Source organism: Rhodococcus wratislaviensis, from assembly GCF_041228765.1.
Classification (GTDB): Bacteria; Actinomycetota; Actinomycetes; order Mycobacteriales; family Mycobacteriaceae; genus Rhodococcus_F; species Rhodococcus_F wratislaviensis.
Genome location: NZ_CP150488.1, coordinates 6,158,357 through 6,179,194, shown reverse-complemented (window position 1 = coordinate 6,179,194; position 20,838 = coordinate 6,158,357). Strand labels below are relative to the sequence as shown.

Below are 20,838 nucleotides of genomic sequence, written 5' to 3'. Positions count from 1 at the left end.
ATCGGGCGTGTCGCCGGGCGGGGTGGGCGGTGTGTCGCGGGTGTCGGTGGTTCGTGCCACTCTGGTGGGCATGTGCGGCAGGTATGCGACCACTGCGAATCCGGCGACACTCGCGGCCGACCTCGATGCGATCGACGAGGCGGGCGAGGAGGAGAGCCCGCCCGACTACAACGTGGCGCCCACCACACAGGTCCTGACGGTGGTCGACCGTCACGACGCCCGGCGGATCCGGCGGATGCGGTGGGGGCTCGTGCCGTCCTGGACGAAGGAGCTCGGCAAGGGGCCGGTGCTTTTCAACGCGCGAGCGGATTCGGTCGACACCAAACCGGCCTTCCGGAACGCGTTCAAGTACAAGCGCTGCCTCGTTCCGATGGACGGCTGGTACGAGTGGCAGACCGAGGTCGATGCGGCAGCAGCCGGGAAGAAGCCCGGCAAGGCGAAGAAGATCCCGTACTACATGTCGCCGGAGGACGGCTCCCGCCTGTACATGGCCGGGCTGTGGTCGGTCTGGCACGATCCCGCGGTCGAGGACTCACCGCCGGTCCTGAGCTGCAGCATCATCACGGTCGACTCGGCCGCCCAGCTCGAGAACGTCCACGACCGGATGCCGCTCGTGATGCCCCGCGACCGCTGGACCGCGTGGCTCGATCCCGAGCACCCCGCGTCGACGGATCTGCTCGCGGTGTCACCCGACGCGATCGCCGACATCACCGTCCGGCGGGTGTCCACGCTGGTGAACAGTGTGAAGAACAACGGACCGGAACTCCTCGACCCCGACGCGGCCGGTCGTGACGAAGAGCAGGTGGGGGAGCAGATCAGCCTGCTGTGACCGAGGCGGTGACGGCTCCGCTGAGCCGCACCAGGTCGGCGGGCGCGAGTTCGATCTCGAGTCCGCGCCTGCCGGCGCTGCACAGCACCCGGTCCCAGTCGAGCGCCGACGCGTCGACGACCGTCGCGAGCGCCTTGCGCTGTCCGAGCGGTGAGATGCCCCCGAAGACGTACCCGGTGGAGCGTTCCGCGTCGGTGCGTTCCGCCATCACCGCCTTGCCCGCGCCCAGCGCCGCGGCCGCCGCCTTCAGCGACAGCTTCTCCGGCACCGGCAGGACCGCGACCGCCAGCTTGCCGGTGTCGAGCTTGATCACCAGCGTCTTGAACACCTGGTGTGCGGTGACGCCGACCGTCTCGCCCAGGGCGTCGACGGCCTCCGAACCGTACGATTCCGCCCGCGCATCGTGCGCGTAGCTGTGCACGGTGTGGTCGATGCGATGTTTGACGAGCAGCTTCGTCGCGGGAGTGGCAGTTCCGGCCATGGACAGACACTCTGCCACGCGGTCGGGAACACAGCGGACGGGAGGCGTGTTGGTACCTGCAGAAGAACAGTGCATCGAAGGGAGTGGTCCGTATCGTGATGTCCTCGGTGATGGAGCCCACGTCGCGTCTGCAGTTGGCGGTAACGTTGACGCCCACGGCGACCGAAGGGATCAGCGTGCAGGAACATGACCGTCCGACGGCAGACCAGGCCGAACCACAGGACGAGTTGATCGCGCGTTTCGAAAGGGATGCGCTCCCACTTCTGGATCAGCTGTACGGTGCTGCTCTGAGGATGACCAGGAACCCGGCGGACGCCGAGGACCTCGTGCAGGAAACGTACGTGAAGGCCTACACGGCGTTCCGTTCGTTCCGTGAGGGCACCAACCTCAAGGCGTGGCTGTACCGGATTCTCACGAATACGTACATCAACTCGTACCGCAAGAAGCAGCGCCAGCCCGCGCAGTACCCCACCGACGAGATCACCGACTGGCAGCTCGCGGCGACGGCGGAACATTCGTCGACCGGTCTGCGGTCCGCCGAGGTGGAGGCGCTGGACGCGCTCCCCGACGACGACATCAAGGAAGCGCTCCAGGCCCTGCCGGAGGAGTTCCGGATGGCCGTGTACTACGCCGACGTCGAGGGCTTCCCCTACAAGGAGATCGCCGAGATCATGGGCACCCCGATCGGGACCGTGATGTCGCGGCTGCACCGCGGGCGCAAGCAGCTCCGGGGTCTGCTCGCCGATGTCGCACGCGAACGTGGATTCAACCGTGGGGGCACCGACGAGGTGCCCGGCGACAGTGTAGTGAGTGCGGAGCAGGAGGTTTCTCGGTGAGCGAGCAGGACGAATTCGAGCAGCTCGACTGCTCCGCCGTCATCGCAGACGTCTGGCTGATGCTGGACCGTGAATGCGACGAGGCGTCGAGGGCGCGGCTGCAGAGACATCTCGACGAGTGCGGGTCGTGCCTCGAGGCGTACGGGATCGAGGAGAAGGTGAAGAGCCTCGTGAACCGCAAGTGCGGCGGTGAGCACGCGCCGGAAAGCCTGCGTCAGCGGCTCTCCATCGAGTTGCGGCGGACGATCCTCATCACCAATACGGAACCCGACGCATAATCCGTCAGAACAGCAATCAGGGGCCGGAAAGCATCGCTGCTTTCCGGCCCCTGGTGCGTTCTACGGCGCGTCAGGCGTTGGGACGCTTGCCGTGGTTTGCGGCGTTGCCCTTGCGACTGCGCTTCTTACGACCACGCTTACCCATGAGTAGATCTCCCTTCTTTTCACCACAGTCTTCCACGTGTGGTTGGGTGTCCTTGCAACAGGGCTTTCTCGACACCCGGGAGTGAAGGATCACAATGGCAGAAGACGTGCGCGCCGAAATGGTTTCGACGGTGTATCAGGTTGTGGTGAGCGCGGGTGACGAGGTGAAGGAAGGCGACACGCTCGTCATCCTCGAGTCGATGAAGATGGAGATTCCCGTCATCGCCGAAGAGCCAGGCACGGTCACGTCCGTGGACGTCAAGGTCGGCGACGTGATCCAGCAGGGCGACCTGATCGCAGTCATCTCCTGAGCTGACACCCACCGACGATGTCCACACTGAGCGACCTGCTCGCCGAACACACCGACCTGCCCGGCGAGGCCGTCGATCATCTCCAGCGAGTCGTCGGTGAATGGCAGTTGCTCGCCGACCTCTCCTTCGCGGACGTCCTGCTCTGGGTCGGAACGGATTCCGCGGCCACCGACGCCACCGGCACCGTGATCTGCGTCGCCCACTGCAGGCCCACCACCGCGTCGACTGCGTTCCCGGAGGACGTCGTCGGGACCGTCGTGTCGGAGTCGGAACACCCGCAGGTGCTGCAGGCGCTGCTCGAGGGCCGCGTCGTGCGCCCCGAGGACGGCGGCGGGCACGCGGGTCTGCCGCCGCGTGGGGAAGCGGTTCCGGTGCGGTGGAACGGCGAGGTGATCGCGGTCCTGAGCCGGGACACCAACCTGTCGCATCAGCGGGCGCAGAGCCCGCTCGAGGTCGCGTATCTCGACTGCGCCGAGGATCTGTGCCAGATGATCAGCGACGGCACCTTCCCGATCCGTGAGGCCCGGTCGGACACCAACTCGAGTCCGCGTGCCGGCGACGGCTTCATCCGCCTCGACACCGACGGCAGCGTGGTCTACGCGAGTCCCAATGCGCTGTCGGCCTATCACCGGATGGGGCTCAGCTCGGACCTGATCGGCCAGAACCTCGCCGCCACCACGCGGTCGCTCGTGACGGATCCGTTCGAGTCGCAGGAGGTCGCCGGGTACATCCGCGACACCATCGCCGACAAGCCGGGCCGCCGCATGGAGATCGAGGCCAGGGGAGCGACCGTTCTGCTCCGGGCGCTGGTCCTCAAACCCGGTGGGAAGCGGGTGGGCGCCGCTGTCGTCGTGCGGGACGTCACCGAGGTGAAGAGGCGGGATCGCGCCCTGCTCAGCAAGGATGCGACGATCCGCGAGATCCATCACCGGGTGAAGAACAACCTGCAGACCGTGGCGGCGCTCCTGCGACTGCAGGCCCGACGCACCAACAACGAGGAAGCCAGGCAGGCGCTGAGCGAATCGGTGCGCCGCGTCACCTCGATCGCCCTCGTGCACGACACACTGTCGATGTCGGTGGACGAGGAAGTGAACCTCGACGAGGTCGTCGACCGCCTGGTGCCGATCCTGTCCGACGTGGCGACGGTGAGTACGCCGATCAAGGTCCGGCGAGAAGGCAGCTTCGGGGTGTTCTCCGCGGAGCGGGCCACGCCGCTGGTGATGGTGCTGACCGAACTCGTGCAGAACGCGATCGAGCATGCCTTCGAGCCCGGCGCTCCGGGCACGGTCACCATGAGGGCCGAACGCTCCGCGCGGTGGCTGGACGTCGTGATCCACGATGACGGCAGGGGATTGCCGCCCGGTTTCAGCCTCGAGCGGTCGGACCGTCTCGGTCTGCAGATCGTCCGGACCCTGGTGGCCGCCGAGCTGAACGGTTCCCTCGGGCTGCATCCCGGGGCGGACGGTGGAACGGATGCCGTGTTACGCGTGCCGCTGGGCCGTCGTGGGCCGCGGTACTGATCGGCGGGTAAGCAAAAGGCCCGGCACCATGTGGTGCCGGGCCCGTCTTCTTCCGAAGTATCAGACGGTGGTGCGGGCACGCGTCCGAGCGTTGCGGCGCTTGAGTGCGCGACGCTCGTCTTCGCTCATGCCGCCCCACACACCGGCGTCCTGGCCCGACTCGAGTGCCCACGAGAGGCATTCGGCGGTCACCGGGCAGCGGTTGCAGACAACCTTGGCATCAGCAATCTGCGCGAGAGCCGGACCGCTGTTGCCCACAGGGAAGAACAACTCGGGGTCTTCGTCGCGACAGATTGCCTTGTGGCGCCAGTCCATCCTTCTGCTCCTTAACTGGGTGCGTAATGCACCGTTTCGTCTTCATGAGTTCATGTGTGCGTAGAGAATGTTTCCGCACTGTTGCTTGTGAATGCTTTCACGAACTGGCGGGATGTCAATAGAAAACCGCCGCACCGTGGGGGAGCTCACGTACTTAGGCTGCCCTTCGAGGCGCGCCGTCCTTTGTACCCCGTGCAGACACTTCCCGCTAGGTGAAAACGGGGATTCTCGAGATTTGCTCAGGGTCGCGCCGGCGCGACCACATCCAGCGCCTCGGGCACCGACACGAACTCGACGACCTTGCGAAGTCCGATGTAGTCGCCGTCCATCTGCAGTCCGATGGGCTCCGACGCGGTGATTCGCACGCACGGCACGTCGTCGACCCGGACCAGCTTCTTCGCCTTCGGGCGGGTTCCGGGGGTCAGGAGCTGGCGGGCCACCCGCAGCGTCGTGAGGATCGCGGTGGATCGCATCGCGAAGACACCGAGGCCGGTGTCGTAGGTGGTGTCGGGATTGGTGTGCACTTCCCGCTTGTTCAGATACGTCCAGGGACTCGCGTTCGACACGAATGCGTAATGAACGCCCTCGACCGGATCGCGATCGGGAACCTCGACGGTGAGCGTCGGCTCCGCGTATTTCGATCGGAAGAACACGCGCACCGCCGCGCGGACATATTGCGCCGGTGTGGCCGGCCGCCCATTCTTGCGGTGCATGTCGACCGCCTCACACACCTGGGCGTCCCAGCCGAGACCGGCGTTGAACGTGAACCAGCGATTGTCGCAGTGCGCGAGACCGATCCTGCGCCGCTGCCTGCGGGCGAGGAGGTCGATGAGCTGGTTGGTGGCGTCCACCGGGTCGGGTGCGATGCCGAGCGAACGGGCGAACACGTTCGCCGACCCGCCGGGGACGACGGCGATCGGGGGGATCGGCCCCACCGTCACCGCGCTCATCGACTTCGGTTCCGGGGTGCCGAGCAGTCCGTTGACCACCTCGTTCACGGTGCCGTCTCCGCCGTGGACGATGATCAGGCCCATCCCGTCCACGCAGGCCTGCTGCGCCAGTTCGGCGGCGTGACCCCGGTGTGTCGTGTGCGCGACCGTCAACCGCACCCGGCTCGACAGCGCGTGGGCGAGGAGATCACGCCCGGCCGGGGTCGTCGATGTGGCATTGGGGTTGACGATCAGCAGCGCGCGCACGGGGCCCAAGCCTAGCCGGGGCGGCACGTGTCACCGTCCGAGGCCGCCGGCGACGGGGTGTTCTAGGCTGGCCGACGTGCCGAAGCCGTCTCTCAGCAAGTCCACGCCCACCACGGTCCGCGCGGCGGGCGCCCTGGTGTCGCTCGAGGGCGCGGTGGCGGTCGGGGTCGCCGTGGTGCTGGTGATCCGGGGACTCCTCGGACACGACCAGAGCGTCAGCAGTGGATACGGCACCGCGGCTTGGTTCGCGATTCTCGGTGGCGCCGTGCTCGCCGCCGGGCTCGCCCTGATCTTCGGCCGGCGCTGGGGGCGGGCGATCGCGATCGTCGCCCAACTGCTCCTGCTCCCGGTGGCGTGGTCGCTGCTCACCGATTCGCACCAGCCGTTCTTCGGTGTGCTGCTCGGCGTCGTCGTGGTGGCGGCCCTCGGGTGCCTGTTCAGCAGTCCGACGTCGAAGTGGATGGCTGCCGAGTACGGCCAGGAGGCCGACGCCGACAACCCGTCGGACCGCTAACTCACCTCGGACGCGAGGCGGCCGAGCGGATCCCCGGTGAGCCGGTACGTGGTCCATTCGTCCTGCGGGTGCGCGTCCAGCGACTCGTAGAACGCGATCGACGGCTTGTTCCAGTTGACCACCGACCACGACAGTCGCGTGTAGCCGTTGTCGACGCACTCCTTCGCGAGTGTGGCGAGCAGGGCCTTGCCGTGCCCGGAACCGCGCTCGGACGGGCTGACGAACAGGTCCTCCAGATAGATGCCGTGTGTTCCGTCCCAGGTGGAGAAGTTCCGGAACCACACCGCGATCCCGACGACCCGGTCGTCGTCGTTCGCCGCGACGTGGGCGAACGTGGACGGCTGCGGGCCGAACAGGGCGTCGTCGATCTGGTCGGCGGTGACGGTGCACTCGTCGCGGGCCCTCTGGTGTTCGGCGAGTTCGTAGATCATCGCGGTGATCGCGGCGACGTCCTCGGGTACTGCGCGTCTGATCATCGGGCACCTTCCTCGCTTGTCACGTTGTGGCTGACCACCTGCTGCGCCCCGTGCTCGAAGCCGAGGACGGAGTACGCGCCCGGCGACATCGCGAACCGGCGTCCCTCGCTGATCGGAAGCTCCGCCCAGCGAGCGATGAGCGCGCGCGAGAAGTGGCCGTGCCCCACGAGGATCACGTCGCGGTCGACGAGTTGCGAATGCGCGACGGACAGAACGAGGTCGCACCGGGTGTGCACCTGCTCGGCCTGCTCGCCGCGAGGGCACGGATGCGTCCACACGGTCCAGTCCGGCACCTGCTGCCTGATCTCGGGGGTCGTCATGCCCTCGTAGATCCCGTAATCCCATTCGGCGAGTGCGTCCCAGGTGCGCTGGATCTTCAATCCCGCCAGCTCCGCCGTCTCCCGGGCGCGTTGCCGCGGACTGACGATGACGAGGGGGTCGCGCAGCTCGAGAGCGTCCATTGCCGGACCCACCCGCCGTGCCTGGGCTTCACCCAGTTCGGTGAGGTGGACGTCGGTCCGACCGGTGTGTTTACCCCAACGGGCCCATTCCGTTTCGCCGTGTCGGAGGAGGACGATCCGACGGCCGCGCGGCGAATCACTGGGTGGCATCCATCCATCATGTCAGTCAATCTGCGTGTATGGCTCGCCTCCGGGGACGAAGTAGGTAAGGATCGAGCCGTGACAACGGTTCTTGCAGTGGCAAATCAGAAGGGTGGGGTCGCGAAGACCACCACGGTCGCTTCTCTCGGCGCAGCCCTCGTCGGGCTGGGCCAGAAGGTTCTGGTGGTGGATCTCGACCCGCAGGGGTGTCTGACGTTCTCCCTCGGGCACAACCCGGACCGCCTGGACGCCTCCGTCCACGAGGTGCTGACCGGTGATCTGGCGGTGCAAGACGCCGTGATCGACACCGAGGACGGTGTCGCCCTCCTGCCTGCGACGATCGACCTCGCGGGCGCGGAAGCGTTGCTGCTCATGCGTCCCGGTCGCGAGTTCGCCCTCAAGCGCGCTCTGGCGCCGCTGCTGGACGACTACGACACGATCATCATCGACTGTCCGCCGTCACTCGGTGTGCTCACTCTCAACGGGCTCACGGCGGCGCAGTCGGTACTGGTGCCGCTGCAGTGCGAGACGCTCGCCCACCGCGGTGTGGGGCAGTTACTGCGGACGGTCACCGAGGTGCAGCAGATCACCAACCCCGACCTGGTCCTGCTCGGCGCGCTGCCGACGCTGTACGACGCCCGCACGACACACAGCCGGGACGTGCTCTCCGACGTGTCCGACCGCTACAACCTGCCGGTCCTCGCTCCGCCGATCCCGCGGACGGTGCGATTCGCGGAAGCGACGGCGTCGGGTGCCACCGTGCTGGCAGGGCGCAAGAACAAGGGTGCCCAGGCGTACCGGGACCTGGCCGAGAACCTCGCCAAGCACTGGGCGGGATCCGAGCTCGCTACGTTTTCGCCTGGAAGTGCCGAGTAAGTTCTTCGGGCGTCGGATTCCACGCGGCGGGCCAATCCTGTTGGCGTAACTGGGCGTCCGTGCCCCCGTCGGCGAAGACGACGCTGCCGCAGAACAGTGTCGACCCCGGTCCGAGCAGGAACTCGACGAGCGCGGCGATCTCGTCCGGGCGGCCGCGCCGGCCCAGCGGCACCGGATAGAAATCCAGCGCCTTCGCGAGTTCGGGGTCGAGGTCGTCCCCGCTGGTCATCGGTGTGTCGATCATGCCCGGCGCGATCGCGTTGAGTCGTATGCCGTTGCCGATCCACTCGGGCCGTACCGCTTCACGCCGAATCCACCAGGCCAGCGCGAGCTTGGACGCCGGGTACGCCGGGATGGCGGTCACCTCATCGCCGATGCGCACCGCCTCCGTCTCGTCGCCGTCGAGGCACGCGGTCACCAGATTCTCGGGAATCCCCGGCTGCGTGGTGGTGCTACTGGACGAGATCACCACCACCGAGGCGCCGCCCGCGCGCTCGAGAGCGGGCTTCAGGGCCGTCACGAGTTCTACGGCCCCGAAGTAGTTCACGGCGACGAGTGTGCCGCCCGGGACGTGGGACAGCGACCCGAGTCCGGCGCAGCACACGAGTCCGTCCACGACGCCGCCGCTTGCCTCGGACACGGCGTCGGCGGCCGCAGCCCGTCCGCCGGGGGTCGACAGGTCGGCCGTCACGTCGGTGTGCGCGAGGTCGATTCCGATGACGGTATGACCGCCGGACTCGAGAATGCGGCGGCTCGCCGCCCCGATGCCCGAGGCGGCGCCGGTGATCACGTAGGTTGCCATGCCGTGAATTAGAACACGTTACATCCCGCGGTAGTGCGGACTTCGGTCGCCGATTCACTCGTGCCGGAATCCGCGTCGGCGTAGTGGGCGCGCAACCCCGTGACGCCGGGCGCGCGGTCCTCGTGCAGGACGAACCTGGTGTCGTAGTCGCCGCCGCTCTGTGAGCGGAAAGGCAACGGCGGGTCGGTGAACAGGCCGGACAGGCGATCGATCAGCCGCGCCGCGACGCCGGGGTAGTGCTCGGCGGGCAACCGGTCCGCGCTGTCGATCAGGACCGGGGGCAGTGCGGACATCCCCGTGTACCAGAAGATTCCGTGGTGGATCGGGAACAGGAGTTCGTCCATCTGGCCGTTGATCCCGCGCGGGCCCGCGCTGTCGGCACTGCCGCCGAAACTGACGACCGTCATCGCCCGCTTGCCTGCGAGGGTTCCGTCGCCGTACCGCCGGGTGGAACCGTCCTCGCGGCGCAGTCCGTAGCCGTAGCCCTCCACGAAGACCCGGTCGAACCAGCCCTTGAGGATCGCGGGCATCCGTACCACCACAGCGGGAACTGCACGATCACCGCATCGGCCCACGCGAGCTTGCGATGTTCGGCGCGGATGTCGGGGGCCAGGGTGCCCTCGGTCAGGGCCTGACCCGACCGCGCGCCGACCAGGAGGCGATGGTGGGGGTCGTGTCCGAAATCGGCTGCCGTCACCACCGGGTTCCATCGCATCGCGTACAGGTCCGAGGTCCGGATGTCGTGGCCGGCGCCGCGCAGCGCCGCGAGAGCGTCGCTGCGGAGTGCCGCGTTCAGGGACTCCGGCTCGGGATGTGCCGATACCCACAGGATCTTCATGGTCCACCTTCCGCTCTGTCGTGCCGACCCTTCCGATCATGGGCGCGTGGACGTGGTCACGACAGTGGCCTGCGGGACGATATGTGAAATAATCGGGCCATGTCCGAACCGAGGAACGGGCGGAGTGTGCGCCGCCATCGCGTGGTCGTGTTCGTGCGCGACGGTCTGCTCCCGATCGAGTTCGGGATCGTCCACCGACTGTTCGGTGAGGCGAGATCGCGGGACGGCGAGGCGCTGTACGAGGTCCTCACGTGCGCCCTCACCCCTGGCGCCGTCCGGACCGACACCGACGTGACGCTCTCGGTCGAGCACGGTCCGGCACTGCTCGGCACGGCCGACACCGTCGTGATCCCGGCATCCGATCAGGACTACGACCCGCCGGAGGACGGGCGCCTGCCCCGGCGCCTCGCGGACGCCTTCGCGCACATCCGTCCGGGCACGCGGGTGGCATCGATCTGCACCGGCTCGTTCGTCCTCGCGGCGGCCGGCCTTCTCGAGAACCGGCGTGCCACGACGCACTGGAAGTCGGCGGACGCGTTCCGGCGGTTGTACCCCGACGTGCACCTGGACCCCGGCGTGCTCTACACACACGACGGCAGCGTGCTCACCGCCGCAGGCGTCGCATCCGGAATCGATCTGTGCCTGTACATGATTCGTCTCGACCACGGTGCGTCGGTGGCCAACGAGGTGGCGCGGGGAACGGTCGTGCCGCCTCATCGCAGCGGTGGCCAGGCGCAGTTCATCACCGAGCCCGTCCCGGAGGCCGACGGTGCGTCGACGGCGCGGGCGCGGACCCGGGCACTGTCGCATCTCGATCAACCGCTGTCGCTGCGGGAGCTGGCCGCGTGGGAGTCGATGAGCGTGCGCACGTTCACCCGGCGATTCCGGGCCGAGACGGGGATGTCGCCGACGCAGTGGATTCTCGAACAGCGGATCACCCGGGCCCGCGAACTGCTGGAGAACACCGACCTGCCGGTGGACGACGTGGCCGCGGCCGCGGGCTTCGGCACCGCGACGTCGCTGCGACAACACCTCTCGCGCACGGTCGGCGTCTCACCGTCCGCGTACCGCGCCACTTTCCGTTGACGGCATGCTCATTCGTCCAAGTGCCGGGGAGCACACGGCGTTAACGTCGGGGCCATGACAGTCTCGGATACGCCTCAGAGCAACACCCTGACGATGCGGGCTCAGCCGCTCCTCGCCGTCGACGACGTCGAACGCGCAGGCGAGTGGTACCGGAAGGTACTCGGCGCGCGGAGCGGCCACGGTGGACCGGACTACGAGCAACTCCTCGTCGACGGGCACATGATCCTGCAACTGCACCGGCTCGACGAGGGCCACCACCACGGCACCCTCGGCGATCCGTCACTCCCGCGGGGAAACGGGGTGGCGATCTGGTTCGAGACCCCCGACTTCGACGGCACCGTCGCGCGGGTGCGCGAGGCGGGTGCCGACGTGGTCACGGACGTGCACGTCAATCCCAATGCGGGACATCGTGAGATCTGGATCCGCGATCTCGACGGCTATCTCGTGGTGTTCGCCGAACCCGCGTGAGCAGCGACCTCAGCGCAGCGCCACGACATCGTCGCCGCGCTGTTCGAGCACGACGTCGCCGGCCACCGTCGTGGTGATCGGCCCCGCCGCGGCGTCACGCGCCACCGGGATCGTGCGAAGCACCGCACCGGTCGACAGGTCGAGCACGGCGATGCCGGATTCCACCGGAACCAGTAGGTTTCCGGCCATCACGGCTCCCGGGCCGAGAGCGTCGGGGAAGACCCAGCGCGGTGCGAGATCGGATGCGCCGAGCGACACCACGTCCGAACCGGTCCACCAGGTGACCACCGAACTGCTCGTCGACGTGACAGGATCCGGTCCGACCCGGAGGGAGAGCGCATATTCGGACACGGCGTTGCCGGTGCCGTCGAACAGGCCGATCCGCGGTCCGTACGACGTGCCCGCGGGGAGATAGACGGCCGTGGTCTCGCCCGACACCCCGAGGATGCGTGCACCCTCGACGCCCGCATCCACCCCCGCCAGGACGCTCGACCCGTACTCCTCGGGCTCCTGATTGTCCTTCGGCGACGGGTTCATGACCGTCAGACGATCGGCCACCTCGCCGGGGCAGCGTTCGAGAACGGACAGCCGGCTGCTGCTCGAACCGACGTCGATCAGCGTGCACCCGCTGCGTGGCTGCTTCTTGGGATTCACCGGCGCGTCCACCCGTCCGTACTCGACCGTGCGGACGAGGTCGGAGCGCCACAATTCCAGCCGGCGGTCGCCGAGGGACGCCACATACGTTCCGTCGGCCTTCAGCGTCACCCCCGAATCGGCGTCACTGCTGCGCTGCGCCAGGCGCTCGCCGGTGCCGCCGTCGAGTTCGGTGACCTGGGAGCAGCCGCGGTCGTCGCGGTAGACGGCCACGACCTTCTCCCACGACGCCGTCACACCGCACAGGTCGAGATCACGCTCGTACCGCCACACCTCGGTACCCGACATCCGGTCCCGTCCCACGACGTCCCCGCCGTCGGCGGTGACGACCGCACCACCGACGACGAGGGGTGCGGTCGTGGCGGAACTGGCGGAGTCCCAGATCGGGCTCAGCGTCTCCGGAACCGTCAGGGCCGTAACGAGTGCAGGCGGCGGCTCGGCGGCGGTGACGGAGGTGGTGCCCCGGGCATCGCTGCGGAACCACACCACGGTGAGGGCGACCACGACCGCGACGGCGATTCCGGCAGCGACGACGAGATCGGCGCGCGAGCGCCGCTCAGGTGCCAGCACGGTGGTTGTTTACTCCGCGGTCGTCGCGGCGGCGCCGACCTTGGTGGTCCGGCGGCGACGACGCCGGCGGGGCTTGGAGGCACCCTCGCCGTCGGTGTCCCCGCTCGGAGCGGAGGATTCGGGTGCCGTCGGCTCCGGCGAGACGGACTTGGGGCCCACGGAGTCCGCGGGGCGGCCACCACGGGTGCGGCGGCGGGTGCGGGTGCGTGCCGGACGCTCCGTGCGCTCGGCCTTCTCGCCCTGCTCGGTATCGGTGTTCTCGCTCTGCTCCGTGCCCGTGTTCTCGCTCTGCTCGGGTGCGGCCTTTGCGGCCCTCTCCACCCGGGGGCGCTTGATCGTGCCGGTCGCGTCGGCCGGGATCGACAGCTCCTCGAACAGGTGCGGGGAGCTGGAGTACGTCTCCGCCGGATCGGGGATGCCGAGGCTGAGAGCCTTGTCGATGAGCTGCCAGCGGGGGATGTCGTCCCAGTCCACGAGTGTCACGGCGATGCCGGTGCGGCCCGCGCGGCCGGTGCGGCCGATCCGGTGGACGTACGTCTTCTCGTCTTCCGGGCACTGGTAGTTGATGACGTGGGTGACGTCGTCGATGTCGATACCGCGCGCCGCGACGTCCGTTGCGACCAGCACGTCGATCTTCCCGGTGCGGAATGCCTTCAGCGCCTTCTCGCGAGCAACCTGGTTGAGGTCGCCGTGCACGGAGCCGACGGAGAAGCCGCGCTCGGCGAGATCGTCGGCGACCTTCTGGGCGGTGCGTTTGGTGCGGGTGAAGATCATCGTCGCGCCGCGGCCGTCGGCCTGCAGCACCCGGGCCACCATCTCCGCCTTGTCGAGCGCATGCGCCCGGTAAATGTGCTGGCTGGTCCGGTCGTGCACCGCCGAGTCGTCGGCCTGCTCGGCGCGGATGTGCGTCGGCTGGGTGAGGAACGTGCGGGCGAGCGTGATGATCGGGCCGGGCATGGTGGCCGAGAACAGCATCGTCTGACGCTTGTCCGGCACCATTCCCAGGATGCGCTCGATGTCGGGCAGGAAGCCCAGGTCGAGCATCTCGTCGGCCTCGTCGAGAACGAGGACCTCGACCTTGCCCAGGATCAGATGACCCTGGTTGGCGAGGTCGAGCAGACGGCCCGGGGTGCCCACGACGACGTCGGCGCCCTTCTGGAGCGTCGCGATCTGCGTCTCGTAGGGGCGGCCACCGTAGATGGCGAGGACCTCGAGCTTGTTCTTCTCGCCCTTCAGGTACTTCGCGGCGCCCTCGAGGTCCTTGGTGACCTGGATGCACAGCTCGCGGGTGGGGACGATGACCAGCGCACGGGGAGTGCCGTCGAGTGCGGCCGTCCCGGTGGTGCCGCTGGAGATGCGGTGGAGCAGCGGGACGCCGAAACCGAACGTCTTGCCCATGCCCGTACGGGCCTGACCGATCAGGTCGTCGCCGGCGAGGGCGAGGGGGAGCGTCAGCTCCTGGATCGCGAACGTGCGCTCGATCCCGATCTCGTCGAGAGCGCGGACGATCTCGTCACGAACTCCGAGCTCGGCGAACGTGGGGGCGACGTGCGTGGAGTCGAGTTGCGCCGACAGCGTGGTTTCGGTTGCGTCGTCTTCATGGTCGACAGTGATCTTGCTCAGGGGACTGGCCTTCCTCGTAGCTGCACGCACGCACGAGGTAAGGGCCAGGCCGCTGGTCGGCCCGATTTCCCAGTCGACGCTCGTCGATGTCCTCTTCCGAGTCGATCCTGCCTCTGCCTCAGCGCAGAAATCGAAGATTTCGGCGAGGCGCGGCTGGGACCGTCGATCAGGTGCGCGCACATTATCGGTGGGAACCGCTGATCGGATCGTGATCGATCATCACTCAAACCGCGTTCTCCATGGAGGCGAACGTGGTGACGAGCGGTTGCCCATGATCATTGTAGCCGGAGAACGCCCCACAACCGGTTACGCATGGCAAACATCACTGGGCGACGCACTAGGCTGTGGCGCCATGGAGCCCAACACGCCTGCATCCTCTGATTCCACCATTCCCGCTGATCACCCCGGCGTCAGTGAACTCTTCGCGGTCCTCGCGTACGGCGAGATCTCCGCGTTCTACCGGCTGTCCGAGGACGCGCAGATGGCGCGGACCCTGCAGGGCAAAGTGGCGCTCGCGAGCATGGCCGCCGCCGAGATGGGCCACTTCGAGATGCTCGAGACGGCGCTGACCGCGCGTGGCTTCGACATCTTCGAGGCGATGGATCCGTTCGTCCGTGCCCTCGACAACTACCACGCGTCCACCACCCCGTCGACGTGGCTCGAGGCATTGGTGAAGGCCTACGTCGGTGACGGGATCGCCGCCGACTTCTACCGCGAGATCGGGCACTCGCTGCCCGCCGAGGTGTCGCGGACGGTCGAGGAGGTGCTCTCGCAGACCGGCCACTCGGAGTTCGTCGTCCACGAGGTGCAGCAGGCGATCAAGGCCAGCAACCGCGACAAGGACCGCCTCATGCTGTGGGGCAGGCGACTGCTCGGGGAGGCCATCACGCAGGCGCAGTTCGTCCTGGCGCAGCGGGAGGCGCTGACGGAACTCGTCATCTCCGCGTCCGGCGACCTCAACGGTGTCGTCGCACTGTTCGACCGCATGCAGGAGATGCACGCCGAACGCATGGCCGTGCTGGGCCTGGTCTGACGGCACCGCCGTCATGCTTGTCTGACGGCATGTTCGCTCAGGGCACAGCCCACAGACGCGCACCGGCGGCGGCCGCTGCATTAGCCTTGCCAGGACAGCTGATGTTTCTCGGAGAGTTCGGAGGTTGACCGTGGAGGTCAAGATCGGTGTAATCGACAGCCCGCGTGAGCTCATCGTCAGCAGCGAGCAGACCCCGGACGAGGTCGAGACATTGGTCTCGGACGCCCTCACCGGTGGCGACGGGATCCTGTCTCTGCAGGACGACAAGGGACGCAAGTACCTCGTGCAGTCCAGCAAGATCGCCTACGTGGAGATCGGCCCGTCCGATATCCGCAAGGTCGGATTCGCTCCGACCAAGTGAACACACGAGAAAGGGCCCGCGGTCGACTCGACTGCGGGCCCTTTCTCGTGCGTCGTGGCTAGCGCTGTTCGGGATGCAGCGGCACGCGGGACAGACCGCCCCACGCGAGCGTGACCGTCGTGTCGACCGCTTCTTCCTTCGGGATCGGGCGCGCCGCCTCGAGCCAGTACCGCGCGGTGAACTGGCTCGCGCCGACGAGGCCGACAGCGAGGATGCGGGCGCGGTACGGGTCGAGACCGGAGTCGTGGCTGACGAGGTCGAACACGGCGTCCACGCACGCCTCGGTGGCCTGCTCGACGCGGCTCTGCACCTGCGGTTCACCCATGAGGTCCGACTCGAACACGAGCCGGAAGCCCTGCGAGTCGTTGTCGACGAAGTCGAAGAACGCCTGCACCGCGGCGCGGACACGCTGCTTGTTGTCCGTGGTCGAGCGCAGCGCCTGCCGGACGCCGGAGATCAGGCTGTCGACATAGCTCTGCAGCACCGCCACGTACAGCTCGAGCTTTCCGGGGAAGTGCTGATAGAGGACGGGCTTGCTCACACCGGCGCACTCGGCGATCTCGTCCATACCGGCAGCGTGGTATCCGCGTGTGACGAAGACCTCGCTGGCTGCGGCGAGTAGCTGCAGTCGCCGGGCGTCGCGGGGGAGTCGCGTGCTGCGACGGGCCCCGGTGCCCTTTCCGGGGGTGGCATCGCGATCGGAGTTCGTCCGATCCGCGAGTTCAGTCATAGCGCTTCCAATCTGCACAAGTATTCCGCGTCACATTCTGTGTAACTGTGTGAACGATACCCGCGCGTAGTGAACCGTTCATGGTGGACTCGCTGGACTCGCCCGGTCAAGGATATTGCCTGACCGGTAACTGGGGCCCTGCGGGGGTCGGGGGCACCTGGTGATCCGGGTAGCCGCGACGTTGCGGATCGCATCTGCGTGACACGCCGAATGACCTGCGGACGGTGCGCTGGGACGGGGCGGTGCCGGACTGTGAGATTCTGGGCTGCGTGACTGACCGAGGAGGACCGCGTGTCCGCGGCCGGGCTCCCCAGAGCTCCGAGGACGGGGAGCGACGATCGCGCAGCATCGACCAGCGTGACGTCCGTCCCCGCGCTTCGCAGTCGGCACCGCAGGCGCAATCGCATCAACCACTCCGCGCGCAATGGGACCCGACCAGCCGCGACGTCGGCAGGCCCAGGAACCCGCGCCCCGAGCGGCAGGCGAGGAAGCAGAGCCGCATCGGCCGGTTCGTCTCCACCTACGGGTGGCGCGCCTACGCCATCCCGATCCTCCTGGTGGTCACCGTTCTCGTCGTGGTCGACGCGGTCCGGGACACCGGCGGCAACGAGACGACGGCCGAGACCGACACCCCCGGATTCGGCACCCTGTCCCGCGACACCGACGGTTCGAGCGTCATCGGGATCCCCCCGGAAGCCGACGGAAACTTCGCCGCCGAACTTCCCTCGGGCGCGTTGCCCGAGGGCGGTCCGTTCACGGCGGTGGGCGCAGGCACGTGGCACGTGGTTCCCGGAAGCGGGACCAAGGTCGGGCAGGGCACCGAACGGGAATTCACGTACAGCGTCGAGATCGAGGACGGGGTCGACACGTCCGGATTCGGCGGCGACGAGTCGTTCGGCCGGATGGTCGACCAGACCCTGTCGAATCCGAAGAGCTGGACGAAGGACCCGCGGTTCGCGTTCCGCCGCGTCGACCAGGGCGACCCCGACTTCCGGGTGTCGCTGACGTCGCAGATGACCATCCGCGAGGCATGCGGCTACGACATTCAGCTGGAGGTGTCGTGCTACAACCCCGGCATCGATCGCGTCGTCCTCAACGAGCCACGCTGGGTGCGGGGTGCCATCGCGTTCCAGGGGGACATCGGGTCGTACCGGCAATACCAGATCAACCACGAGATCGGGCACGCCATCGGCTACCAGGACCACCAGCCGTGCGAGACCGAAGGCGGCCTCGCGCCCGTGATGATGCAGCAGACGTTCGGGACGGCCAACAACGACATCGCGCAGCTCGACCCCGAGGGTGTCGTCCCGATGAACGGTCTGACCTGCCATTTCAATCCGTGGCCGTTCCCGAGGGCGTGAGCCGGGGCCGCCCCCCGCGACTGCCGGCGGGAGGGGAAGAATGGACCCCGTCGGGGCGTTGAACTCAATGCTGTCCGACGCATCGGAAGCTGTCGCGCAATCGTCAGGAGTGGACCGTGTCGCTTGACCGTTCTGTGAAGACCACCGAGGCACTGCCGCCGCTGGTGGAACCGGACGCCGAACTTTCCCGTGACGAGGTGGCGAGGTACAGCAGGCACCTGATCATCCCGGACGTCGGCATGGCAGGGCAGAAGCGCCTGAAGAACGCGAAGGTCCTCGTCATCGGTGCGGGCGGCCTCGGCTCGCCCGCCCTGCTGTACCTGGCTGCGGCGGGTGTCGGGACGCTCGGCATCGTCGAGTTCGACGAAGTCGACATGTCGAACCTGCAGCGACAGGTGATCCACGGCCGTTCCGACGTGGGCCGTCCGAAGGCCGAGAGTGCGCGCGACTCGATCCGTGAGATCAACGACAACGTCGACGTCCGGTTGCACGAGTTTCGGCTCGAGCCCGACAACGCCGTCGAATTGTTCGAGCAGTACGACCTGATCCTCGACGGCACCGACAACTTCGCCACCCGGTACCTCGTCAACGACGCGGCCGTCCTGGCGCACAAGCCGTACGTGTGGGGCTCGATCTACCGATTCGAGGGCCAGGCGTCCGTGTTCTGGGAAGATGCGCCGAATGGTCGGGGACTCAACTACCGCGACCTGTACCCGGAGGCGCCCCCGCCGGGCATGGTGCCGTCGTGCGCCGAGGGCGGCGTGCTGGGTGTGCTGTGCGCGTCGATCGGGTCGATCATGGCCACCGAGGCCGTCAAGCTGATCACCGGCATCGGGGAATCGCTGCTCGGCCGGCTGATGGTCTACGACGCGCTCGACATGACCTACCGCACCATCACGTTGCGCCGCGACCCCGCGCGGACCCCGATCACCGAACTGATCGACTACGACGCGTTCTGCGGTGTGGTGTCCGACGAGGGGCAGGCGGCGGCGGCCGGTTCTACCATCACGGCCACGGAGCTGCGCGACCTCCTCGACTCCGGCAAGGAGATCGAACTGATCGACGTGCGCGAGCCGGTCGAGTGGGACATCGTCCACCTGCCCGGTGCCGTGCTGATCCCGAAGGACCGCATCCTGTCGGGCGAGGCGCTGTCGGAGCTTCCGCAGAACAAGCCGATCGTGCTGCACTGCAAGACCGGCGTCCGGTCGGCGGAGGCGCTGGCCGCGCTGAAGAAGGCCGGCTTCTCGGACGCCACACATCTGCAGGGCGGCGTGATCGCGTGGGCGAAACAGGTGGACACCAGCCTGCCCGTCTACTGACCTTCGTCTGACCTTCGTCGTGGCGTGATTGCGATCTCCGGGCCAGCGCGCCTTGCAGTGTCACCGGCCCACCCGGCGGTAGCGTTGAGTCCGTGAGCACAGGCCAACCCCCTCAGCACGTGTGCTCCACGTTCGGCCTCCGGGAAGTCGAGCCCATCCCACTCGGTGCGGACTGGGACGGCGGGTGGCTCTGTGGAGACGTAGTCCTGTCAGCCGTCGCCGACCACGCGCGCGCCGCATGGTCCGCCAAGGTCCGCGAGACGCTCGAGGTGGACGGGGTGCGGCTCGCGCGCCCCGTGCGGTCCACCGACGGCAGGTACGTGGTCTCCGGGTGGCGCGCCGACACGTTCATCGAGGGCACACCCGAGCCGCGGCACGACGAGGTCGTGTCGATGTCGGGCCGGCTGCACGCCGCCACCTCGCAGCTCGACCGTCCCCGGTTCCTCGTGCAGCCCCCGGTCGCGCCGTGGGCGGAGGTCGACGTGTTCGTGGCGGCAGATCGGGCCGCCTGGGAGAAGATCCCGCTGCGCAGCGCGAAGGGTGCGGAACAGCTCGAGACGCCGTCCCCCGACGGCCGCAAGAGCCTGGAACTGATCACCGGGCTCGCGACGCTGCGCAAGCCCGTCACGAGCCCCGACCAGCTGGTCCACGGAGATCTGTTCGGCACCGTCCTGTTCGCCGGTGCGCTCGCGCCGGGGATCACCGACATCACGCCGTACTGGCGTCCCGCGTCGTGGGCGGCGGCGGTGGCCGTGGTGGACGCCATCTCCTGGGGCGGGGCCGACGAGGCCCTCATCGGGCGCTGGGAAGATCTCCCCGAGTGGCCGCAGATGCTTCTGCGTGCGGTGCTGTTCAGGCTCGCCGTCCACGTGCTGCACCCCCGGTCGACCGCGGAGGCGTTTCCCGGACTCGCCCGCACGGCCGACGTGGTGCGCCTCCTGCTCTAGGTGAGCAGCTCCGCGAACAGGTCGCGCGCGGCCGTGGTCGCGGCGGCCTCGTCCCCGTCGACCACCGCCTGGATCAGACGCCCGTGCTCGTCGTGGAACCCGGCACCGGTCGCGTGCACGTGCCGGTCGACGGTCTGGGCGATCGAGGGCAGCAGCGAGTCGTAGAACTCCAGATACACGGCGTTGTGACTCGCTTCGACGATCGCGCGGTGCAGGGCGACGTCCGCCGCGACGGCGGACTCCGTGTCGGATTCGGCCCAGCACCGGGAACGCTCGTCGAGGAGACCCTTCAAGCGTGCGACGTCGTCCGGGGTGCGGCGCCGGGCGGCGAGGGCTGCGGCGGTGACGTCGAGTGCCTGCCGCAGTTCCGTGACATCGCGCTCGTGCGCGCCGGCGAAGTACTTGCCCAGTGTGCCCCCGACGTCGGAGATGGCGACGACGTACGTGCCGGATCCCTGCCGCCGTTCGAGCAGCCCGGTGTGGACGAGCGCCTGCACCGCCTCGCGGACGGTGTTGCGTCCCGTCCCGGTGAGTTCGGACAGCGCGGTCTCGGTGGGGATCTTCTCGCCCACCGCCCACCGACCACTGCAGATCTCGTCGCGCAGCTGCTCGGTGACCTGTGAGATCAGACTCGAGCGGCGCACGGGTTTTCCAAAGGTCATCCTGTC

The 20,838-nt window shown here is 68.1% G+C and carries 25 protein-coding genes and 1 pseudogene; 14 read left to right on the top strand and 12 right to left on the bottom strand.

Annotated features, from left to right (window positions below):
* Positions 1 to 70 precede the first annotated feature (70 nt).
* Positions 71 to 829, top strand: coding sequence for an SOS response-associated peptidase (locus tag WKC72_RS28685; protein WP_037245719.1), 759 nt, complete (start codon positions 71 to 73; stop codon positions 827 to 829).
* Here WKC72_RS28685 and ybaK read toward each other — a convergent pair.
* Positions 816 to 1,310: a Cys-tRNA(Pro) deacylase gene (gene ybaK, locus WKC72_RS28680; RefSeq protein WP_112299303.1), complete on the bottom strand. Its 495-nt coding sequence runs from the start codon at positions 1,308 to 1,310 to the stop codon at positions 816 to 818. The two genes, WKC72_RS28685 and ybaK, sit on opposite strands and share 14 nt — an antisense overlap.
* A gap of 98 nt (positions 1,311 to 1,408) precedes the next feature.
* Here ybaK and WKC72_RS28675 point away from each other — a divergent pair, with 98 nt between their 5' ends.
* A complete protein-coding gene (locus WKC72_RS28675; protein WP_043943904.1) occupies positions 1,409 to 2,146 on the top strand; it encodes a sigma-70 family RNA polymerase sigma factor in 738 nt (245 codons plus the stop codon).
* Complete coding sequence (rsrA, locus tag WKC72_RS28670) at positions 2,143 to 2,424, top strand: mycothiol system anti-sigma-R factor (RefSeq protein ID WP_005240092.1); 282 nt, start codon at positions 2,143 to 2,145, stop codon at positions 2,422 to 2,424. Before WKC72_RS28675 ends, rsrA begins: the two co-directional genes overlap by 4 nt.
* 70 nt (positions 2,425 to 2,494) lie before the next feature.
* On the opposite strand, the gene WKC72_RS28665 is transcribed toward rsrA, so the two are convergent.
* A complete protein-coding gene (locus WKC72_RS28665; RefSeq protein WP_022597109.1) occupies positions 2,495 to 2,569 on the bottom strand; it encodes a 50S ribosomal protein bL37 in 75 nt (24 codons plus the stop codon).
* 94 nt (positions 2,570 to 2,663) lie between these two features.
* On the opposite strand from WKC72_RS28665, the gene WKC72_RS28660 reads away from it, so the two are divergent.
* Both WKC72_RS28660 and WKC72_RS28655 read left to right on the top strand, forming a co-directional pair.
* Entirely contained in the window at positions 2,664 to 2,879 is a 216-nt protein-coding gene (locus WKC72_RS28660; RefSeq protein WP_005240095.1) for a biotin/lipoyl-binding carrier protein, read from the top strand.
* Between the two features lie 17 nt (positions 2,880 to 2,896).
* Complete coding sequence (locus tag WKC72_RS28655; protein WP_037245148.1) at positions 2,897 to 4,399, top strand: sensor histidine kinase; 1,503 nt, start codon at positions 2,897 to 2,899, stop codon at positions 4,397 to 4,399.
* Positions 4,400 to 4,459: 60 nt separating this feature from the next.
* On the opposite strand, the gene WKC72_RS28650 is transcribed toward WKC72_RS28655, so the two are convergent.
* Both WKC72_RS28650 and WKC72_RS28645 read right to left on the bottom strand, forming a co-directional pair.
* Complete coding sequence (locus tag WKC72_RS28650) at positions 4,460 to 4,714, bottom strand: WhiB family transcriptional regulator (RefSeq protein WP_005240099.1); 255 nt, start codon at positions 4,712 to 4,714, stop codon at positions 4,460 to 4,462.
* Between the two features lie 239 nt (positions 4,715 to 4,953).
* Positions 4,954 to 5,910 carry a diacylglycerol kinase family protein gene (locus WKC72_RS28645; protein ID WP_037245151.1) on the bottom strand — a complete coding sequence of 319 codons (957 nt, stop codon included), beginning with the start codon at positions 5,908 to 5,910 and terminating at the stop codon, positions 4,954 to 4,956.
* A 76-nt stretch (positions 5,911 to 5,986) separates the two neighbouring features.
* Here WKC72_RS28645 and WKC72_RS28640 point away from each other — a divergent pair, with 76 nt between their 5' ends.
* Positions 5,987 to 6,424, top strand: a complete 438-nt coding sequence (locus tag WKC72_RS28640) for a hypothetical protein (protein ID WP_005240102.1) — start codon at positions 5,987 to 5,989, stop codon at positions 6,422 to 6,424.
* Here the strand turns inward: WKC72_RS28640 and WKC72_RS28635 are convergent.
* A complete protein-coding gene (locus WKC72_RS28635; protein WP_037245153.1) occupies positions 6,421 to 6,900 on the bottom strand; it encodes a GNAT family N-acetyltransferase in 480 nt (159 codons plus the stop codon). The two genes, WKC72_RS28640 and WKC72_RS28635, sit on opposite strands and share 4 nt — an antisense overlap.
* Positions 6,897 to 7,511, bottom strand: a complete 615-nt coding sequence (locus WKC72_RS28630) for an acid phosphatase (RefSeq protein WP_005240106.1) — start codon at positions 7,509 to 7,511, stop codon at positions 6,897 to 6,899. Before WKC72_RS28630 ends, WKC72_RS28635 begins: the two co-directional genes overlap by 4 nt.
* Before the next feature lie 69 nt (positions 7,512 to 7,580).
* Between WKC72_RS28630 and WKC72_RS28625 the strand changes: the two genes are divergently transcribed.
* Positions 7,581 to 8,378 (top strand): ParA family protein, encoded by a 798-nt coding sequence (locus WKC72_RS28625; protein ID WP_037245159.1) that lies wholly within the window; start codon positions 7,581 to 7,583, stop codon positions 8,376 to 8,378.
* On the opposite strand, the gene WKC72_RS28620 is transcribed toward WKC72_RS28625, so the two are convergent.
* Positions 8,350 to 9,180 (bottom strand): SDR family oxidoreductase, encoded by an 831-nt coding sequence (locus tag WKC72_RS28620; RefSeq protein WP_370180516.1) that lies wholly within the window; start codon positions 9,178 to 9,180, stop codon positions 8,350 to 8,352. The genes WKC72_RS28625 and WKC72_RS28620 overlap by 29 nt on opposite strands.
* A gap of 8 nt (positions 9,181 to 9,188) precedes the next feature.
* Positions 9,189 to 10,018: pseudogene (locus tag WKC72_RS28615) on the bottom strand (NAD(P)H-dependent oxidoreductase).
* Positions 10,019 to 10,117: 99 nt separating this feature from the next.
* On the opposite strand from WKC72_RS28615, the gene WKC72_RS28610 reads away from it, so the two are divergent.
* Together WKC72_RS28610 and WKC72_RS28605 are read left to right on the top strand one after the other, a co-directional pair.
* Complete coding sequence (locus WKC72_RS28610) at positions 10,118 to 11,104, top strand: GlxA family transcriptional regulator (protein ID WP_037245167.1); 987 nt, start codon at positions 10,118 to 10,120, stop codon at positions 11,102 to 11,104.
* 54 nt (positions 11,105 to 11,158) lie between these two features.
* Positions 11,159 to 11,572 (top strand): VOC family protein, encoded by a 414-nt coding sequence (locus WKC72_RS28605; RefSeq protein ID WP_370180515.1) that lies wholly within the window; start codon positions 11,159 to 11,161, stop codon positions 11,570 to 11,572.
* A 9-nt stretch (positions 11,573 to 11,581) separates the two neighbouring features.
* Here WKC72_RS28605 and WKC72_RS28600 read toward each other — a convergent pair whose 3' ends face one another.
* Both WKC72_RS28600 and WKC72_RS28595 read right to left on the bottom strand, forming a co-directional pair.
* The gene (locus WKC72_RS28600) at positions 11,582 to 12,796 is read right to left on the bottom strand and encodes a hypothetical protein (protein ID WP_370180514.1); all 1,215 of its coding nucleotides are present in this window, start codon (positions 12,794 to 12,796) and stop codon (positions 11,582 to 11,584) included.
* 9 nt (positions 12,797 to 12,805) lie between these two features.
* Complete coding sequence (locus WKC72_RS28595; RefSeq protein ID WP_370180512.1) at positions 12,806 to 14,449, bottom strand: DEAD/DEAH box helicase; 1,644 nt, start codon at positions 14,447 to 14,449, stop codon at positions 12,806 to 12,808.
* A gap of 322 nt (positions 14,450 to 14,771) precedes the next feature.
* Here WKC72_RS28595 and WKC72_RS28590 point away from each other — a divergent pair, with 322 nt between their 5' ends.
* A complete protein-coding gene (locus WKC72_RS28590; protein WP_037245178.1) occupies positions 14,772 to 15,452 on the top strand; it encodes a ferritin-like fold-containing protein in 681 nt (226 codons plus the stop codon).
* A 130-nt stretch (positions 15,453 to 15,582) separates the two neighbouring features.
* The gene (locus WKC72_RS28585) at positions 15,583 to 15,813 is read left to right on the top strand and encodes a DUF3107 domain-containing protein (protein WP_005259708.1); all 231 of its coding nucleotides are present in this window, start codon (positions 15,583 to 15,585) and stop codon (positions 15,811 to 15,813) included.
* Positions 15,814 to 15,871: 58 nt separating this feature from the next.
* On the opposite strand, the gene WKC72_RS28580 is transcribed toward WKC72_RS28585, so the two are convergent.
* A complete protein-coding gene (locus WKC72_RS28580) occupies positions 15,872 to 16,543 on the bottom strand; it encodes a TetR/AcrR family transcriptional regulator (protein WP_005259707.1) in 672 nt (223 codons plus the stop codon).
* A gap of 224 nt (positions 16,544 to 16,767) precedes the next feature.
* On the opposite strand from WKC72_RS28580, the gene WKC72_RS28575 reads away from it, so the two are divergent.
* The 3 genes from WKC72_RS28575 (at position 16,768) to WKC72_RS28565 (ending at position 20,170) form a co-directional block, all read left to right on the top strand.
* Complete coding sequence (locus WKC72_RS28575) at positions 16,768 to 17,904, top strand: DUF3152 domain-containing protein (RefSeq protein WP_128970012.1); 1,137 nt, start codon at positions 16,768 to 16,770, stop codon at positions 17,902 to 17,904.
* A gap of 134 nt (positions 17,905 to 18,038) precedes the next feature.
* Complete coding sequence (gene moeZ / locus WKC72_RS28570) at positions 18,039 to 19,223, top strand: adenylyltransferase/sulfurtransferase MoeZ (protein ID WP_037245180.1); 1,185 nt, start codon at positions 18,039 to 18,041, stop codon at positions 19,221 to 19,223.
* Positions 19,224 to 19,315: 92 nt separating this feature from the next.
* Positions 19,316 to 20,170: a TIGR02569 family protein gene (locus tag WKC72_RS28565; protein ID WP_005562508.1), complete on the top strand. Its 855-nt coding sequence runs from the start codon at positions 19,316 to 19,318 to the stop codon at positions 20,168 to 20,170.
* Here the strand turns inward: WKC72_RS28565 and WKC72_RS28560 are convergent.
* Positions 20,167 to 20,832: a FadR/GntR family transcriptional regulator gene (locus WKC72_RS28560; RefSeq protein WP_037245184.1), complete on the bottom strand. Its 666-nt coding sequence runs from the start codon at positions 20,830 to 20,832 to the stop codon at positions 20,167 to 20,169. The genes WKC72_RS28565 and WKC72_RS28560 overlap by 4 nt on opposite strands.
* Between the last annotated feature and the right edge of the window lie 6 nt (positions 20,833 to 20,838).